Genomic DNA, 13,687 nt, shown 5'->3' on the forward strand with positions numbered 1-13,687 from the left:
ATGACCAGGGCCGACCTACTGTCGAAGGGTGGAGGACGTCGCCGAACTGAGCCCCGCGCGGGCGCGGGAGCGCTTCCGCGCCGGCGAGCGGGCGCCCACCGCCGGCTGGTGCCGGGGCTGGACGCAGGCCAACCTCATCGCCGTGCCGGCGGCGCTCCGTTACGACCTGCTGCTGTTCGCCCACCACAACCCGCGCGCCTGCCCGGTGCTCGACGTGGGGGAGCCGGGCGCGTGGTCGACCGCGCTGTTCGGCGGCGACCTGCGTACCGACCTGCCGGGCTACCGGCTCTACCGCGACGGGCGGCCGGTCGCCGACCTCGGCGAGGTGACGGCGGAGTGGCGCGAGGACCTGGTGCCGTTCCTCATCGGGTGCAGTTTCACCTTCGAGCGGGCGCTGCTGGCGGCGGGCGTGCCCGTACGGCATCTGGAGCTGGGGACGAACGTGCCGATGTACGTCACGAACGTCCCCTGCCGGTCGGCCGGCCGCCTGTCGGGGCCGCTGGTGGTGTCGATGCGGCCGGTGCCCGAGGAGCTGGTCGGGACCGCCGTCGAGGTGAGCGGCCGCTACCCGCGCGTGCACGGCGCGCCCGTGCACGTGGGCGACCCCGCCGGGCTCGGCATCGGCGACCTCGCCCGGCCGGACTTCGGCGACCCGGCCGAGGTACGCGCCGGTGAGGTGCCGCTGTTCTGGGCGTGCGGGGTGACGCCGCAGGCGGCGGTCATGGCGAGCGGCGTCGAGTACGCGATCGGCCACCTGCCGGGTCACATGGCGATCCTGGACGCGCGGGACGACGACTACCGCGTGGGCTGACGACGACTACCAGGCGGCTGACGGCGGCTACCGGGCCGGCGGACGGATGCCCGCCGCGGTGAGCTGGTCGGCGACCGGCCGCGCGCCGGGCCGGTTGTCGATCTCCAGGTGTGGCACCGCCGGCGGCTCGTCCACGCGGATGTCGCGCAGGTAGCGGGCGAAGTCCGCCAGCTTGCCCGCGTCCCTGGCGTGGCCACGGGCCGTGAGACGGGCGCGCAGCGTCGGGCCGTCGGAGCGCACCCACAGCAGCCGCACCGGCGCGCCGCCCAGCTCCGCCACCCACTCCGCCCACCGCTCCGCGTCGTGCACCTGCGTGGTGAACGGGCCGTCGAGCAGCACCGGGCAGCCGTGGCCGCGGATCTGGCGGGCCAGCCGGGTCAGGCCGGCGTACTCGAAGCGCTTGACGTGCTCGTCGTACCAGGGGCCCTCGCGCTCGCCGCCGGGACGGCCGTGCGCGCGCAGGACCTCGGCCACGAAGTCGCCGTAGACGGTGTCCTTGTCGAGCAGGGCGGGCACGGGGGACAGGCGGGCGAGCAGTTCGGCGGCCACCGTGGACTTGCCCGCGCCCGGCGGCCCGCTGATCACCCACACCGCGCTCATGGGGATCAACCTACGGGATACGCGGATTCGCGTACGCCGGAGCCTCGCCACGGCGGACGACCCGGCCCCGGCGCGGCGGACAGACTCGGTGACCATGCTGACCGTCTTCGCCAGGGCGTTCCGGATTCCGGAGCTGCGCAGGAAGCTGCTGTTCACGCTCGCGATCGTCGCGCTGTTCCGGCTGGGGCAGGTGGTGCCCGCGCCCGGGGTGGACGTGGCGGTGGTGCGCGCGTGCGCCGGGTCGGCCTCCGGAGGGCTGTTCGACCTGGCGCAGATGCTCAGCGGGGGCGCGATGCTGCAGCTGTCGGTGTTCGCGCTCGGCGTCATGCCGTACGTCACCGCCAGCATCGTCATGCAACTGCTCGCCGTGGTGGTGCCGCGATTGGAGGCGCTCAGGAAGGAGGGGCAGAACGGGCAGGCGAGGATCACCCAGTACACCCGCTACCTGACCGTCGCCCTCGCCGTGCTGAACGCCGGCACGGTCGTCGCGCTCGCCCGCGGCGGCGGGCTCCTGCCCGGCTGCCCCCGGCCGTTGCTGCGGGACGACGGGCTGCTGCCGTCGGCCGTCCTCGTCGTGACCATGGTGGCCGGGGCGTGCGTGGTCATGTGGCTGGGCGAGCTGATCACCGGCCGGGGGGTCGGGAACGGCATGTCGCTGCTGATGTTCACGCAGGTCGTGGCCGTCTTCCCCGGGTACATGTCGAAGATCTTCGTGCTGACGCCGGCCGGGGCCGTGGTGATGGTGGTGGCCGGGCTGTTCCTGGTGGCGGCCGTGATCTTCGTCGAGCAGGCGCAGCGCCGGGTCCCGATCCGGTACGCGCGGCCGGTGGGGCGGCGGGCGTACGGCGGGGGCGGCTCGTACATCCCGCTCAAGGTCAACCAGGCGGGGATCGTGCCGGTCATCTTCACCTCGTCGCTGCTCTACCTGCCCGCGCTGGCGGCGCCGCTGCTCGGCGACGGGGCGCAGGGGTGGGTGGAGCGCAACCTCGCCGCAGGGGCGCACCCGCTCTACATGAGCGTGTACGCGCTGCTCGTCGCCGCCTTCGCCTACTTCTACGTGTCGATCACCTTCAACCCGGACGAGGTGGCCGACGGCATCCGGCGGCACGGCGGGTTCGTGCCGGGGCTGCGGCCGGGGAAGCCCACGGCGCGGCACCTGGCGTACGTGCTGTCCCGGCTGACCGCGCCCGGGGCCGTCTACCTGGCGGTGCTCGCGCTGCTGCCGCTGGTGGCGTTCGCGGTCCTGCGGGACCCCGGCACGCAGCAGAACTTCCCCTTCGGCGGGACCAGCGTGCTGATCATGGTGGGGGTCGGGCTGGAGACCGTCAAGCAGATCGAGGCCCAGCTCCAGCAGCGCGACTACGAGGGGTTCCTGCGCAAGCCGGTCAAGCCGGTCAAGCCGGCGGCAGCGTGAGCCCGGCGCGCATCGCGAACACGACGAGCTGCGCCCGGTCACGGGCCCGCAGCTTCACCATGGCCCGGCTGACGTGGGTGCGGACCGTGTCGGGGCTGATCACCAGCTCCTTCGCGATCTCCTCGTTCGACCGGCCGGTCGCCACCCAGGCCGCCAGCTCCCGCTCGCGCGGGGTGAGCGTGGCGATGCCCTCGACCGGCTCCGTGCCGTGCCGGCCGAACAGCCCGATGACCTTCCTGGTGATCGCCGGGGACAGCAGCGCCTCCCCGGCGGCGACCACCCGTACGGCGTTGACCAGCTCGTCGGGGGCGCTGTCCTTGAGCACGAAGCCGCTGGCGCCGGCCTGGAGGGCGGCGAAGACGTACTCGTCGACGGCGAACGTCGTGACGACCACGATCCTGGTGCCGCGCAGCTCCGGGTCCTCCGCCATCGCGCGCAGCGCGGCCAGGCCGTCCATGCCGGGCATGCGGATGTCGAGCAGCAGCACGTCGGGGCGCGTCCTGCGGACCAGGGCCAGGGCCGCCGCGCCGTCCACGGCCTCGCCGACGCACTCCATGCCCGGCTCCCGCTCCAGGAGCGCCCGCAGGCCCATCCGGACGACGGCCTGATCGTCGGCGATCGCGACCCGGATGTCCGCGATGCCCGCTCCATGCTCGGTCATGCCTGTCCCCGATCCGGCGGGTGGGGGAAGCGGGCGGTCACCTGGAAGCCGCCGCCCTCGCGCGGGCCGGCGGCGAACTGGCCGCCCGTCTCGGTGACGCGGGCGCGCATGCCCCGCAGGCCGCGCCCCTCGGCGGCCGGTCCGGCGCCGGGGCCGCGGTCGGCGACCTCCAGGACGTACGCGGTGGGGGCTTCGGTCATCCGGACCAGGGCGCGGGTCGGGCCCGCGTGGCGCAGCACGTTGGTGAGGGACTCGCGGACCACCCGGTAGACGGTGTCGCGGAGCTGCGGGGGGACGGGAAGGCCAGCGGGCTCGACGTCCACCGGCAGGCCCGCGGCGCGTACGCCGTCGATCAGGGCCGCCAGGTCGCCCGCGGGCGGGTCGATGCCGTCGAGCGCGGCGCGGAGCTGGGCCAGCGCGGCCGTGCTCGTCTCCTTGATCGCCCGCAGGGACGCCCGCGTCTGCTCGGGGTCGTCGTCGAGGGTCACGAGCGCGAGCCCGGCCTGCATGGCGATCGCCGCCAGGCCGTGCCCGGCGGCGTCATGCACCTCCCCGGCGATCCGCGCCCGCTCGGCCGCGATCGCCCGCTCGGCAGTGCCCTCCGCCGCAAGCACGGTGGGGAGCCGCGGGGCGGAGATGGCGGGGAGCCCCCACGCGACCCGCGCGACGCCGGCGGACAGGGGCGCGGTGCCGGTGGCGAGGGTTTCCAGCCGGGGCGGCTCGGCGTCGGCGGCGGCAGCGGCGGCCGCCGCCCTGGCCTGGGCGAGGCCGGAGAAGGACCACGGAACCGCCAGCCAGCCCGCCCACGCCAGCATCACGACGACCGGGATGTCACCCGCCCGCCGCAACCGCGTCAGCGCGGACAACGGCCCCCGCAGCCGCCCGCCGCCGCGCTGGTGCACGTTCCCGTGCGTGTGCTCAGTCTCCATCCCCCACCCGGCCCGAGGCTCGCGTAGCCCAGATCCTAATGGCCCGCGACGCGGTCGGAGCCGCCATGGATAGCTTCTACGACGTGACGCACGCAAAGGTGAAATATAACGACTACGACGGGTTCGCCCGTTCGTACGCCAGCGACAACGAGATCAGCCCCTACAACGACCTCTACGAACGCCCGGCGATCCTGTCCCTGGCCGGCGAGGTCGCCGGGCTGCGCGTGCTGGACGCCGGCTGCGGGGCGGGGGCGCATGCCGCCGAGCTGATCGCCCGTGGCGCCGCCGTCACGGGCGTCGACCTCAGCGCCGGCCTGCTCGCCCTCGCGCGCGAGCGGCTCGGCCCCGGCGTGCCCCTGCTGCAGGCCGACCTGAGCCGCCCGCTCCCGTTCCCTGGCGGCGCGTTCGACCTGGTGCTGTCATCGCTGGTCATGCACTACCTGGAGGCGTGGGAGCCGACCTTGCGTGAGTTCGCCAGGGTGCTCGCGCCCGGCGGCCGGGTGGTGCTGTCCACCCACCACCCCTTCATGGACATGCGGATCAGCGGCAGCGACGACTACCTCGGCACGTACGCGTACACGGACGCCTGGGAGCGCGGCGGCCGGACGATGGCCATGCGGTTCTGGCACCGTCCGCTGCGGGCCATGCTGGCGGCGTTCCGGGACGCGGGGCTCACGGTCGAGGACATCGTCGAGCCCGACCCCCTGCCCGAGGCGGCCGAGATCGCCCCCGACGCCTACCGCGGCCTCTCCCGCAGGGCACAGTTCCTGCTGTTCGCGCTGAGGGCGTGAGCGCGGTCAGGCGGAGCCGGAGGTCAGCCAGCGGAGGGGGTTGTCGCGGGTGATGAGGCGGATCGTGTCCTCGGCGGTGCCCGCCTCGCGCAGGCGCGGCAGCAGGGCGTGGAACAGGTGGGCGTACCCGTGGCCGTCGTACTTGCGGAGCTGGGCGACCCGGCTGAGGCCCGTGCTGAGCAGCAGGCGCTCGGCGTGGCCGTCCTCGATGAGGGCGAGCGCGATCCTGGCCGCCTGGTCGGCGCCGAGGCCGAGGGCGGCGAGGCTCACGTACGCGCCCGCTTCGGCGATCTTGCGGGCGGCGCCCAGGTCGGTGCCCGCGTAGCCGACGGCCACTCGCGCCGCCGGCAGGCCGCGGCCGAGCAGGATCTCCAGCAGGGCCGGGGCGTTGCGTCCGTGCGTGGCGACGGGCAGCCGGGACTGGAGGGCGGCGTGGGCGGCGGCGATCAGGCACCGCTCCTCGCGCGGCGTCGGCTCGGGGCCCCAGGAGCCGATCTCGCCGATGACGCCGGGGAAGACGCCGGTGCCGTCGAGGCCGCTGGAGATCTCGTGCATGAGCCGCCGGGTGAGCTCCTCGACGCCTTCCTCGCGTACGCCCGCGAACGGCTCGGCGAACAGCCCGGTCGAGGCGATGACCGGCACCCGGGCGCCCGCCGCGACGCGGGCCAGGGACGCGGCGTCGCGGCCCATGCCCATGCAGGTCAGGTCCACCACGAGCCCGAGCTCGTCGGACTGGCGCAGCTCGCGCAGCTCGGCGGTGACGGCCTGCTCCTCGTCGAGCCAGCGGTGCGGGTCGGAGTCGACGCCCACGCCCCAGCGCAGGTCGGTGCGCAGGTGCTCGTGGGGGAGTACGGCGCCGGTGACGGCCGCGGCTCGTACGGGGCCGGTGACGGTACGGAGCAGGACTTCGGGCATAGGAGACATTAACCGATATTTGCCGGAAGAAGCTGATCAGCGGCGGGATCAAGCCGGAAATTTTACGGTTTGTCGTGTTTAGTGCACTGCTAGTCGTTTGCAAGTGAATCACGGCGCCGGACCCGTATCCTGAATGGCAGACCGACTGCCCGGGGGAATCTGTGCCGACCCAGAACACCGACACCGGCGAAGCCGACCTGATCAAGGACGCGGCCGCCGCCCGTTCCGACATGCCCGAACGCCGCGGCGGCCTGCACGGCTGGCTGGACGGCATCCGGGCCACCCGCACCGGCGCGATGACGCTGAAGATCGTGGTCGGCGTCATCGGGACGATCATGGTCGTGGGCGGGCTCATCATGGTGCCCTTCCCCGGCCCCGGCTGGCTCGTGGTCTTCGCGGGCCTCGCCGTGCTGGCCACGGAGTTCCACTGGGCGCACAAGCTGCTGGAGTTCGGCAAGCGCACGCTGCACGCCTGGACGCAGTGGTACAAGCGCCAGGGCTGGACCGTCCGCATCGTCGTGCTGCTCGTCACCGTGGCCTCGGCCGCCGTGATCGTCTACTTCGGGCTGCGCACGATCGGCGTCGACGTGATCGAGCTGGCCCAGCGCTTCGTCTGAGCTCCGGATCAGAGGTAGAGGCCGGTGCCGTGGTCGGTCTCCTGGGTGGCCACCGCGTGCAGGTCGCGCTCGCGCATCACGAGATAGACCTGGGCGTGCACCTCGACCTCGAACTGGTCCTCCGGGTTGAACAGCACCTTGTCGCCCACCTTGACCGCGCGGACGTTCGTCCCGACGCCGCACACCTCGCCCCACGCCAGCCGGTTGGCCAGCTTGACCGTGGCCGGGATGACGATGCCTGAGCCGCTGCGCCGCTCCTCCGCCTCCGCCTCCAGCTTGATCATGACCCGGTCGTGCAGCATCTGAATCTCGAACTTGGGCTGTTCCACGGCTCAAGTCTATGAGCAGCCGCCCCCGCGAACGCCTTCCGGAAGCCGATCAGGGCAGGGCGAGCTCGGCGAAGACCGGGCGGTGGTCGGTGCGGCCGAGCGAGAGCACCGCGAAGTCGCGCACCGCCATCCGCCCGTCGGCCAGCACGTGATCGATCGCCACCCCGGGCAGCCGCTGCTGCGACCCCTCCTGCGGCCAGGTGGCGGTGAGCCCCCGGCCCATGACGTCGGCCGCGTCCCGGTAGCCGGACGCGAGCAGCTCGCGCATCGGCAGATGGTCGAGCGTGGCGTTGAAGTCCCCGGCCAGCACCCGCAGCGCGCCGCCCCCGCGCGGCAGCGCGTCCAGCCCGTCCTCCCAGCAGGGCTGGCGGCCGTACCGTTTGGGCGCGCACGGGTGCACCGAGACGATCTCCACCCGGGTCCCGCCGGGATGCCGCAGCCACGCCCTGGCCTGCCCGAACCCGCCCAGCGAGATCGCCCGTCCGGCGGTGAGGGGGTGCCGGGCGTACACGGCGGACCCGCCGACGCCCTCGCGGGCCCGCGTCACCGCGTACGGCAGCGCCTCGCGCACCCCCGCCTCCTCCAGCCGCCGCATCGCGCCGGGCGTGAACTCCTGGAGGGTCAGCACGTCCGGCCGCAGCCGCCGGACCAGGCCCATCAGCTCCGCCGTGTCGGCCCGCCCCACCAGCAGGTTGGCGGCCAGCACGCGCAGCGCGGGCCCGCCGGCCGCCGGGTTGCCGTCGGACAGGGCGCGCGGCAGCACCGCCGCGCCCAGCACCACCAGCGCCCAGAACGCCGCCCCGACCGCGACCGGCCGGCGCAGCGCCAGCGCGAGCAGCCCGCCCAGCGCCGCCGCCCCGGCCGCGTACGGCGTGTACGCCACCACCGGCACCCACGGCCAGTCCGGCTCGAACCCGCTCACCCGCACCGCGGCCCACAGGACGAAGGGCGTCACCGCGATCCAGCTCATCCACGTCCGCACGACCTGTATCGCCATGAGGCCCGCGAGGGGTTCACTGCCCTAGGGTGTGCTCCATGCACGACGTGGAAGCCAGGGTCCTCGACGCCATCGACGAGGCCGAGACCGTCAGCCTGCTCGCCGAGACCGTACGCGTCCCCAGCGTCACCGGCACCGACGCCGAGTCCGAGCTGCAGCACCGCTTCGCCCGCCTGCTCGACGAGGCGGGCATGGACGTGGACGTGTGGAAGCTCGACCTGCCCGGCCTCACCGCCAGGCCCGGCTTCCCGGGCATCGAGGCCCCGCGCTCCGAGGGCTACGGCGTCGCCGCCGTGACCCCGGGCGAGGGCCCGCCGGCGCTGGCGCTCCAGGGCCACGTGGACGTCGTGCCCACCGGCGACCTGGCCAAGTGGGCGGGCAGCGACCCGTTCTCGGCCCGGATCGAGGGCGACGTGCTGTACGGCCGGGGCGCCTGCGACATGAAGGCCGGCCTGGTCGCCAACCTGGCCGTGGCGCGGGCCGTGCGCCGGGCGGGGGTGCGGCTGGCCAGGCCGCTCGCGGTGCACTGCGTGATCAGCGAGGAGGACGGCGGCCTCGGCGCGTTCGCCACCCTGGCGCGCGGCCACACCGCCGAGGCGGCGGTCATCACCGAGCCGACCAGCGGCGCGGTCATCACGGCGAACGCGGGCGCGCTGACCTTCCGGCTGGAGATCGCCGGCCGGGCCGCGCACGGCGCGACCCGCTACGAGGGGGTCAACGCGGTCGAGGCGTTCTGGCCGGTGTTCGAGGCGATCAGGCGGCTGGAGGCCGAGCGCAACCGGGACGCGCACGAGCTGTTCGGCGGCAACCCGATGCCCTACCCGATCGAGATCGGCGTCGTACGCGCGGGCGACTGGGCCAGCACCGTGCCCGACCTGCTGGTCGCCGAGGGCCGGCTGGGCGTGCGGCTGGACGAGGACCCGGCGGCGGCGCGGGCGGCGTTCGAGGAGGCGGTCGCCGGGGTCGCGCACCCGTGGCTGCGGGACAACCCGCCCACGGTGACCTGGCCGGGCGGCCAGTTCGCCAGCGGGCGGCTGCCGGCCGGGCACGAGCTGCTCGGCCAGGTCGCGGGGGCGGTCGCCGACGTGACCGGCGCGCGCCCGGCGGAGTCGGCCGCCCCCTACGGCAGCGACCTGCGCCTGTACGCGGCCGGCGGCATCCCGACCCTGCACTACGGCCCCGGGGACGTACGGTACGCGCACGCCCCCAGGGAGCAGGTGGACCTGGGCGAGCTGCGCGCGGTCACGCGGGCACTGGCACTGCTCGTGGTGCGCCGCTGCGGAGCACTTTGAGCAGCGCGGGCGGTTTCATCAGCGCCGGCGGCGGGTCGTACAGATGCGCCACCCGCAGGAACCGCCTGGCCAGCTCGGGATCGTGCGCCGCGGCGGCGAGGAAGCGCCCCAGATAGGCGTTGACCATCCGCACCCGCGGCGACGGCTCACCCGCGACCACGGGCAGCTTCAGGTCGCCGCCGACGGTGATCTCCCAGGGGGCGTCCACGATCCGCGCGATCCGCCGGAAGAACGCCCGCGGCGTCAGCTCCGCCTCCAGCAGGACCTTCGCCTCCAGTGCGGCCACCGTCATGCCCTGCCCGTAGAGCGGGTTGAACGCGCACACGGCGTCGCCGGTCACCAGCAGCCCCTCGGGGAAGCGGGCCAGCCGCTCGTAGCGCCGCCGGATGCCGGCCGGGGTGTGGTAGGCCCGCGGCTCCCCGACCGGCTCGGCGGTCGCGAGCAGGTGCCGCAGGTCGGGGGCGGGCAGCGTGTCCGCGAACGCGGTGAACTCCGGCAGGGCGGGGCCGGGGGCGTCGCCGTAGCCGCCCATCGTGACGATCCAGCGGTCGCCCTCCAGCGCCAGCGCCACGCCGAACCGCGGGCGCTCCGGCGTGGGGCCGATGATGACGAGCAGGTCGCCGTCCAGGTCGCCCGGGCGGCGGCGGAACTCGCGGGTGCTGTAGCGCAGGTCGAGGGCCATGCGCTCCTCGTGGGGCGGCCGGTAGCCCAGCTCGCCGAGCCAGTGCGGGGTGCGCGAGCCCCGGCCGGAGGCGTCCACGACGAGGTCGGCGGGCAGCGGCTCGCCGCCGGCCAGCCGTACGCCGGTGACCCGGCCCTCCTTGGCGAGCAGGCCGGTGACCGCGCGGCCGTCCGCCACCCGGATCCCCGGCATGGCCGCGACCCGGCGTCTCACCTGGCCTTCGAGCAGCGGCCGGCTCACCAGCAGGCCGTTCAGCACGCCGCCGGCGCCGCGGGCCAGCCGGTGCCCGTCGTGGATGTTACGGCCCTGGTTCATGGCGTCGCACGGCAGCGCGCCCCGCGCGATCAGCTCGGCCGAGATGCCGGGCAGCAGTTCGTTCATGGTCGCGCAGCCCCTGGAGAGCAGGCCGTGGGCGTGGCGGCTCTGCGCGGTGCCCTTGCGATGGGCGTCCGCTGCGGGCAGCGTGTCCCGGTCGAGCACCGTGACCTTGGCGAACAGGCGGTGCAGTGCGGCGGCGGAGAGCAGTCCCGCCATGCTGGCGCCGATGACGACGGCGTGGTCCATGGGTCTTCCCCCTGAGGTCGTGTGGACGTCGGCAGAAGGGTCGCCCGTGCGGCGGCACCGTTCCACGTCTTTTGGTGCGTTCCGCGACGTTCCATCCAGAAGGGAAGCCCGGCTCCGGTCAGCCGGCGGGGGCGGACACCCGGCGGCGCGCCTCCGGCACGATGAGCGGGGTGCCCGACTGCGGATCGACGATGATCTCGCAGCGCAGGTCGAAGACCTCGTGGACCAGCTCGGGGGTGACGATCTCGCCGGGGTCGCCCTGCGCCACGACCCGGCCGGCGCGCATGACGATGAGGTGGGTCGCGTACCGGCACGCCTGGTTCAGGTCGTGCAGCACCGCCACCATCGTGCGGCCCTCCTCGTGCAGGTCGGCGCAGAGGTCGAGCACCTCGATCTGGTGGGAGATGTCCAGGAACGTGGTCGGCTCGTCCAGCAGCAGGATCGGCGTCTCCTGCGCCAGCGCCATGGCCAGCCACACCCGCTGCCGCTGCCCGCCGGACAGCTCGTCCACGATGCGGTCGGCCAGCTCGGCGACGTCCGTGGCGCGCATCGCCTCGGTGACGGCCACCTCGTCGGCCTTCGACCACTGCCGCATGAGCTTCTGGTGCGGGTAGCGGCCCCGGGCCACCAGGTCGGCCACGGTGATGCCGTCCGGCACGATCGAGGTCTGCGGCAGCAGCCCGAGCCGGCGCGCGACCTCCTTCGACGGCAGCGAGGTGATCACGCCGCCATCCAGGTGGACGGCGCCCGCCTTGGGCTTGAGCATCCGGGCCAGCGCGCGCAGCAGGGTGGACTTGCCGCACGCGTTCGGGCCGATGATCACGGTGAAGGACTCGTCGGGGATCGCCACGCTGAGGTCCGTGGCCACGACCCGCTGGTCGTAGGCGAGGGTGAGGCCGGTGCCGGACAGGCGTACATCGGGCATCAGTGGCGGTCCTTTCGCAGAAGCAGGGCGAGGTACGTGCCGCCGATGGCGGCGGTCAGCACCCCGACGGGTAGCTGGGTGGGCGCGAGCAGCCGCTGGGCGGCGAGGTCGGCGCCGGTCAGCAGCACGGCGCCCATCAGCGCCGAGGCGCCCAAGGTGACGCCGGGGGAGCGGGTGATCCGCCGGGCGAGCTGCGGAGCGGCCAGCGCGACGAAGATGACCGGGCCGGCCGCGGCGGTCGCCACGCCGGACAGCAGCACGCCGGCCGCGATCGCGACCGCGCGCACCGGCTCGACCCTGATGCCCATGGCCTTGGCCGCGTCGTCACCCATCTCCAGCATGCGCATCGGGCGGGACAGGGCCACGCACACCGGCACCAGCACGGCCAGCGCCAGCCCCACCGGCCTCGCGTGCTCCCAGCCGCGCCCGCCGAGGCTGCCGGTCAGCCAGGCCCCGGCGGTGGCCGCGTCGTTGATGTTGGCCCGGGTCAGCAGGTAGGAGTTGACCGCGAGCAGCAGCGCGTTGGCCCCGATACCGACGAGGACCAGCCGGTAGCCCTGCACGCCGCCGCGGAAGGCCAGCCCGTACACGAGGGCGGCGGTCAGCACGCACCCGGCCAGCGCGCCGCCCGCGATCGTCATGGCCGAGCCGCCCGCGATCACCGCGAGGATGCCGCCGGTCGAGGCCCCGGCGGTGAAGCCGATGAAGTCGGGGCTGCCGAGCGGGTTCCTGGTGAGCGACTGGAAGATCGCGCCGCTCAGCCCGAACGCCGCCCCGACCAGCAGCCCGGTCACCACGCGCGGGGCGCGCAGCTTGCTCACGATGAGCTCGGCGACGGGCGTGCCCTCGCCGAACAGCGCCTTGACGATGTCGGCCGCGGGCACGGCGAGCTCGCCCGTGGACAGCGCGGCCACGGTGACCCCGAAACCGACCAGGATCAGGCAGACGCCCACGACCAGGGCGCGGGGCGCGAGCCGTACCGAAAAGGGGCCGACGCGGACGTTCACAGCGCGGCCACCCGCCTGCGCCGGGCCAGCAGGATGAAGATCGGCGCGCCGATCACCGCCCACACGATTCCCACCTGCACCTCTCCCGGCCGGGCGATGAGCCGGCCTGCCACGTCCGCCCCGAGCAGCAGCACCGGAGCGGCCAGCGCCGAGTACGGCAGCACCCACCGCTGGTCCGGCCCCACCAGGGCGCGCACCGCGTGCGGCACGATGAGCCCCACGAACCACAGCGGCCCGGCCGCCGCGGTCGCCGCCCCACACAGCAGCGTGACGGCCACGCCGGTCAGCGCGCGGGTGCGGCCGATGGAGACGCCGAGCGCGCGGCCCGCGTCGTCGCCCAGCGCGAGCGCGTTGAGCGGCCGGGCCAGCGCCAGGCCGAGCACCAGCCCCGCGACCATGAACGGCGCCAGCCGGACCAGCACGTCGGAGGTCTGCCCGGCCAGCGACCCGGTCAGCCAGAACCGCATCCGGTCGAAGGTCTGCTGGTCCATGCGCAGGATCGCCGACGACAGCGCGGTGGCGACCATGCCGAGCGCGACGCCGGCCAGCGTGAGCCGGACCGGCCCGGACCCGGACCGCCCGCTGGAGGCCAGGCCGTAGACCATGACCGCGGCCAGCGCGGCCCCGCCGAAGGCGAACCACACGTAGACCGCCGGGTCGGTGAGCCCGAACACCCCGAGCGCCAGCGTGACGCCGAGCGCCGCGCCCTCGTTGACGCCCAGCAGGCCGGGGTCGGCGAGCGGGTTGCGGGTCAGGCTCTGCATGAGCGCGCCCGCCAGGCCGAGCGTGGCGCCCACGCCGAGGCCGAGCAGGGTGCGCGGCACGCGCAGCTCGCGGATGACCGTGTGGTCGTTGGAGCCGTCAGGGGCCAGGAAGGCGTCGATCACCGTGGAGAACGGCACCGCCCGCGCCCCGAGCGCGATGCTCGCCAGCACCATGAGGGCCAGCGCGGCCACGACGACCACGAGCCCGGCGACCAGCACCGGGGGCCGCGCCCACGCGGGCCTCACGACGGACGCGTCCGTCTCGGCCTCCGGGTCCGGGCCCGGCGCCGCGCGCCTCGCCGTCGTGTTCTCAGCCGGGCGCACCCGACCCCCTTCCGTCACGGTCAAACTTAGGCAAGGCTAATCTAATGGCTCGGTAACCAGGCAAG

General features: G+C 74.5%; 15 protein-coding genes. 5 read left to right on the forward strand and 10 right to left on the reverse strand.

Annotated features, from left to right (window positions below):
* Window positions 1-28 precede the first annotated feature (28 nt).
* On the forward strand, window positions 29-811 hold the full coding sequence (locus ABD292_RS33185) for a putative hydro-lyase (protein WP_344214337.1): 783 nt from the start codon (window positions 29-31) through the stop codon (window positions 809-811).
* A gap of 27 nt (window positions 812-838) precedes the next feature.
* Here the strand turns inward: ABD292_RS33185 and ABD292_RS33190 are convergent, their stop codons facing one another.
* Window positions 839-1,411, reverse strand: coding sequence for a P-loop nucleotide/nucleoside kinase family protein (locus ABD292_RS33190; RefSeq protein ID WP_344214339.1), 573 nt, complete (start codon window positions 1,409-1,411; stop codon window positions 839-841).
* Between the two features lie 94 nt (window positions 1,412-1,505).
* On the opposite strand from ABD292_RS33190, the gene secY reads away from it, so the two are divergent.
* Window positions 1,506-2,825 carry a preprotein translocase subunit SecY gene (gene secY, locus ABD292_RS33195; protein WP_344214341.1) on the forward strand — a complete coding sequence of 440 codons (1,320 nt, stop codon included), beginning with the start codon at window positions 1,506-1,508 and terminating at the stop codon, window positions 2,823-2,825.
* Here secY and ABD292_RS33200 read toward each other — a convergent pair.
* Entirely contained in the window at window positions 2,806-3,486 is a 681-nt protein-coding gene (locus ABD292_RS33200; protein WP_344214343.1) for a response regulator transcription factor, read from the reverse strand. The two genes, secY and ABD292_RS33200, sit on opposite strands and share 20 nt — an antisense overlap.
* A complete protein-coding gene (locus tag ABD292_RS33205; protein ID WP_344214345.1) occupies window positions 3,483-4,415 on the reverse strand; it encodes a sensor histidine kinase in 933 nt (310 codons plus the stop codon). The genes ABD292_RS33200 and ABD292_RS33205 overlap by 4 nt, the downstream gene beginning before the upstream one ends.
* Window positions 4,416-4,498: 83 nt before the next feature.
* Here ABD292_RS33205 and ABD292_RS33210 point away from each other — a divergent pair, with 83 nt between their 5' ends.
* Window positions 4,499-5,206, forward strand: coding sequence for a class I SAM-dependent methyltransferase (locus ABD292_RS33210; RefSeq protein ID WP_344214347.1), 708 nt, complete (start codon window positions 4,499-4,501; stop codon window positions 5,204-5,206).
* Between the two features lie 6 nt (window positions 5,207-5,212).
* Here the strand turns inward: ABD292_RS33210 and ABD292_RS33215 are convergent, their stop codons facing one another.
* Window positions 5,213-6,121, reverse strand: coding sequence for a phosphotriesterase family protein (locus ABD292_RS33215; protein ID WP_344214349.1), 909 nt, complete (start codon window positions 6,119-6,121; stop codon window positions 5,213-5,215).
* A gap of 161 nt (window positions 6,122-6,282) precedes the next feature.
* On the opposite strand from ABD292_RS33215, the gene ABD292_RS33220 reads away from it, so the two are divergent.
* Window positions 6,283-6,738, forward strand: coding sequence for a TIGR02611 family protein (locus ABD292_RS33220; protein ID WP_344214351.1), 456 nt, complete (start codon window positions 6,283-6,285; stop codon window positions 6,736-6,738).
* 8 nt (window positions 6,739-6,746) lie between these two features.
* On the opposite strand, the gene ABD292_RS33225 is transcribed toward ABD292_RS33220, so the two are convergent.
* Together ABD292_RS33225 and ABD292_RS33230 are read right to left on the reverse strand one after the other, a co-directional pair.
* Window positions 6,747-7,067, reverse strand: coding sequence for a GroES family chaperonin (locus tag ABD292_RS33225; RefSeq protein ID WP_020544392.1), 321 nt, complete (start codon window positions 7,065-7,067; stop codon window positions 6,747-6,749).
* A 49-nt stretch (window positions 7,068-7,116) separates the two neighbouring features.
* On the reverse strand, window positions 7,117-8,064 hold the full coding sequence (locus tag ABD292_RS33230; RefSeq protein WP_344214354.1) for an endonuclease/exonuclease/phosphatase family protein: 948 nt from the start codon (window positions 8,062-8,064) through the stop codon (window positions 7,117-7,119).
* Between the two features lie 38 nt (window positions 8,065-8,102).
* On the opposite strand from ABD292_RS33230, the gene ABD292_RS33235 reads away from it, so the two are divergent.
* A complete protein-coding gene (locus ABD292_RS33235; RefSeq protein ID WP_344214356.1) occupies window positions 8,103-9,356 on the forward strand; it encodes an ArgE/DapE family deacylase in 1,254 nt (417 codons plus the stop codon).
* On the opposite strand, the gene ABD292_RS33240 is transcribed toward ABD292_RS33235, so the two are convergent.
* The 4 genes from ABD292_RS33240 to ABD292_RS33255 all read right to left on the reverse strand — a co-directional run bounded on the left by ABD292_RS33240 (window position 9,307) and on the right by ABD292_RS33255 (window position 13,622).
* A complete protein-coding gene (locus ABD292_RS33240) occupies window positions 9,307-10,602 on the reverse strand; it encodes an FAD-dependent oxidoreductase (RefSeq protein WP_344214358.1) in 1,296 nt (431 codons plus the stop codon). The genes ABD292_RS33235 and ABD292_RS33240 overlap by 50 nt on opposite strands.
* Window positions 10,603-10,720: 118 nt before the next feature.
* Window positions 10,721-11,527, reverse strand: coding sequence for an ABC transporter ATP-binding protein (locus tag ABD292_RS33245; protein WP_344214360.1), 807 nt, complete (start codon window positions 11,525-11,527; stop codon window positions 10,721-10,723).
* Window positions 11,527-12,534 carry a FecCD family ABC transporter permease gene (locus tag ABD292_RS33250; protein WP_344214362.1) on the reverse strand — a complete coding sequence of 336 codons (1,008 nt, stop codon included), beginning with the start codon at window positions 12,532-12,534 and terminating at the stop codon, window positions 11,527-11,529. The genes ABD292_RS33245 and ABD292_RS33250 overlap by 1 nt, the downstream gene beginning before the upstream one ends.
* Complete coding sequence (locus ABD292_RS33255) at window positions 12,531-13,622, reverse strand: FecCD family ABC transporter permease (RefSeq protein WP_344214364.1); 1,092 nt, start codon at window positions 13,620-13,622, stop codon at window positions 12,531-12,533. Before ABD292_RS33255 ends, ABD292_RS33250 begins: the two co-directional genes overlap by 4 nt.
* Window positions 13,623-13,687 lie beyond the last annotated feature (65 nt).

It is taken from the genome of Nonomuraea bangladeshensis, from assembly GCF_039529455.1.
Taxonomy (GTDB): domain Bacteria; phylum Actinomycetota; class Actinomycetes; order Streptosporangiales; family Streptosporangiaceae; genus Nonomuraea; species Nonomuraea bangladeshensis.

Bases quoted from the DNA above. Each gene is read 5' to 3' on its own strand.
- ABD292_RS33190 (WP_344214339.1), bottom strand. From the start codon at position 1,411: ATGAGCGCGGTGTGGGTGATCAGCGGGCCGCCGGGCGCGGGCAAGTCC.
- secY (WP_344214341.1), top strand. From the start codon at position 1,506: ATGCTGACCGTCTTCGCCAGGGCGTTCCGGATTCCGGAGCTGCGCAGG.
- ABD292_RS33200 (WP_344214343.1), bottom strand. From the start codon at position 3,486: ATGACCGAGCATGGAGCGGGCATCGCGGACATCCGGGTCGCGATCGCC.
- ABD292_RS33205 (WP_344214345.1), bottom strand. From the start codon at position 4,415: ATGGAGACTGAGCACACGCACGGGAACGTGCACCAGCGCGGCGGCGGG.
- ABD292_RS33215 (WP_344214349.1), bottom strand. From the start codon at position 6,121: ATGCCCGAAGTCCTGCTCCGTACCGTCACCGGCCCCGTACGAGCCGCG.
- ABD292_RS33230 (WP_344214354.1), bottom strand. From the start codon at position 8,064: ATGGCGATACAGGTCGTGCGGACGTGGATGAGCTGGATCGCGGTGACG.
- ABD292_RS33235 (WP_344214356.1), top strand. From the start codon at position 8,103: ATGCACGACGTGGAAGCCAGGGTCCTCGACGCCATCGACGAGGCCGAG.
- ABD292_RS33240 (WP_344214358.1), bottom strand. From the start codon at position 10,602: ATGGACCACGCCGTCGTCATCGGCGCCAGCATGGCGGGACTGCTCTCC.
- ABD292_RS33245 (WP_344214360.1), bottom strand. From the start codon at position 11,527: ATGCCCGATGTACGCCTGTCCGGCACCGGCCTCACCCTCGCCTACGAC.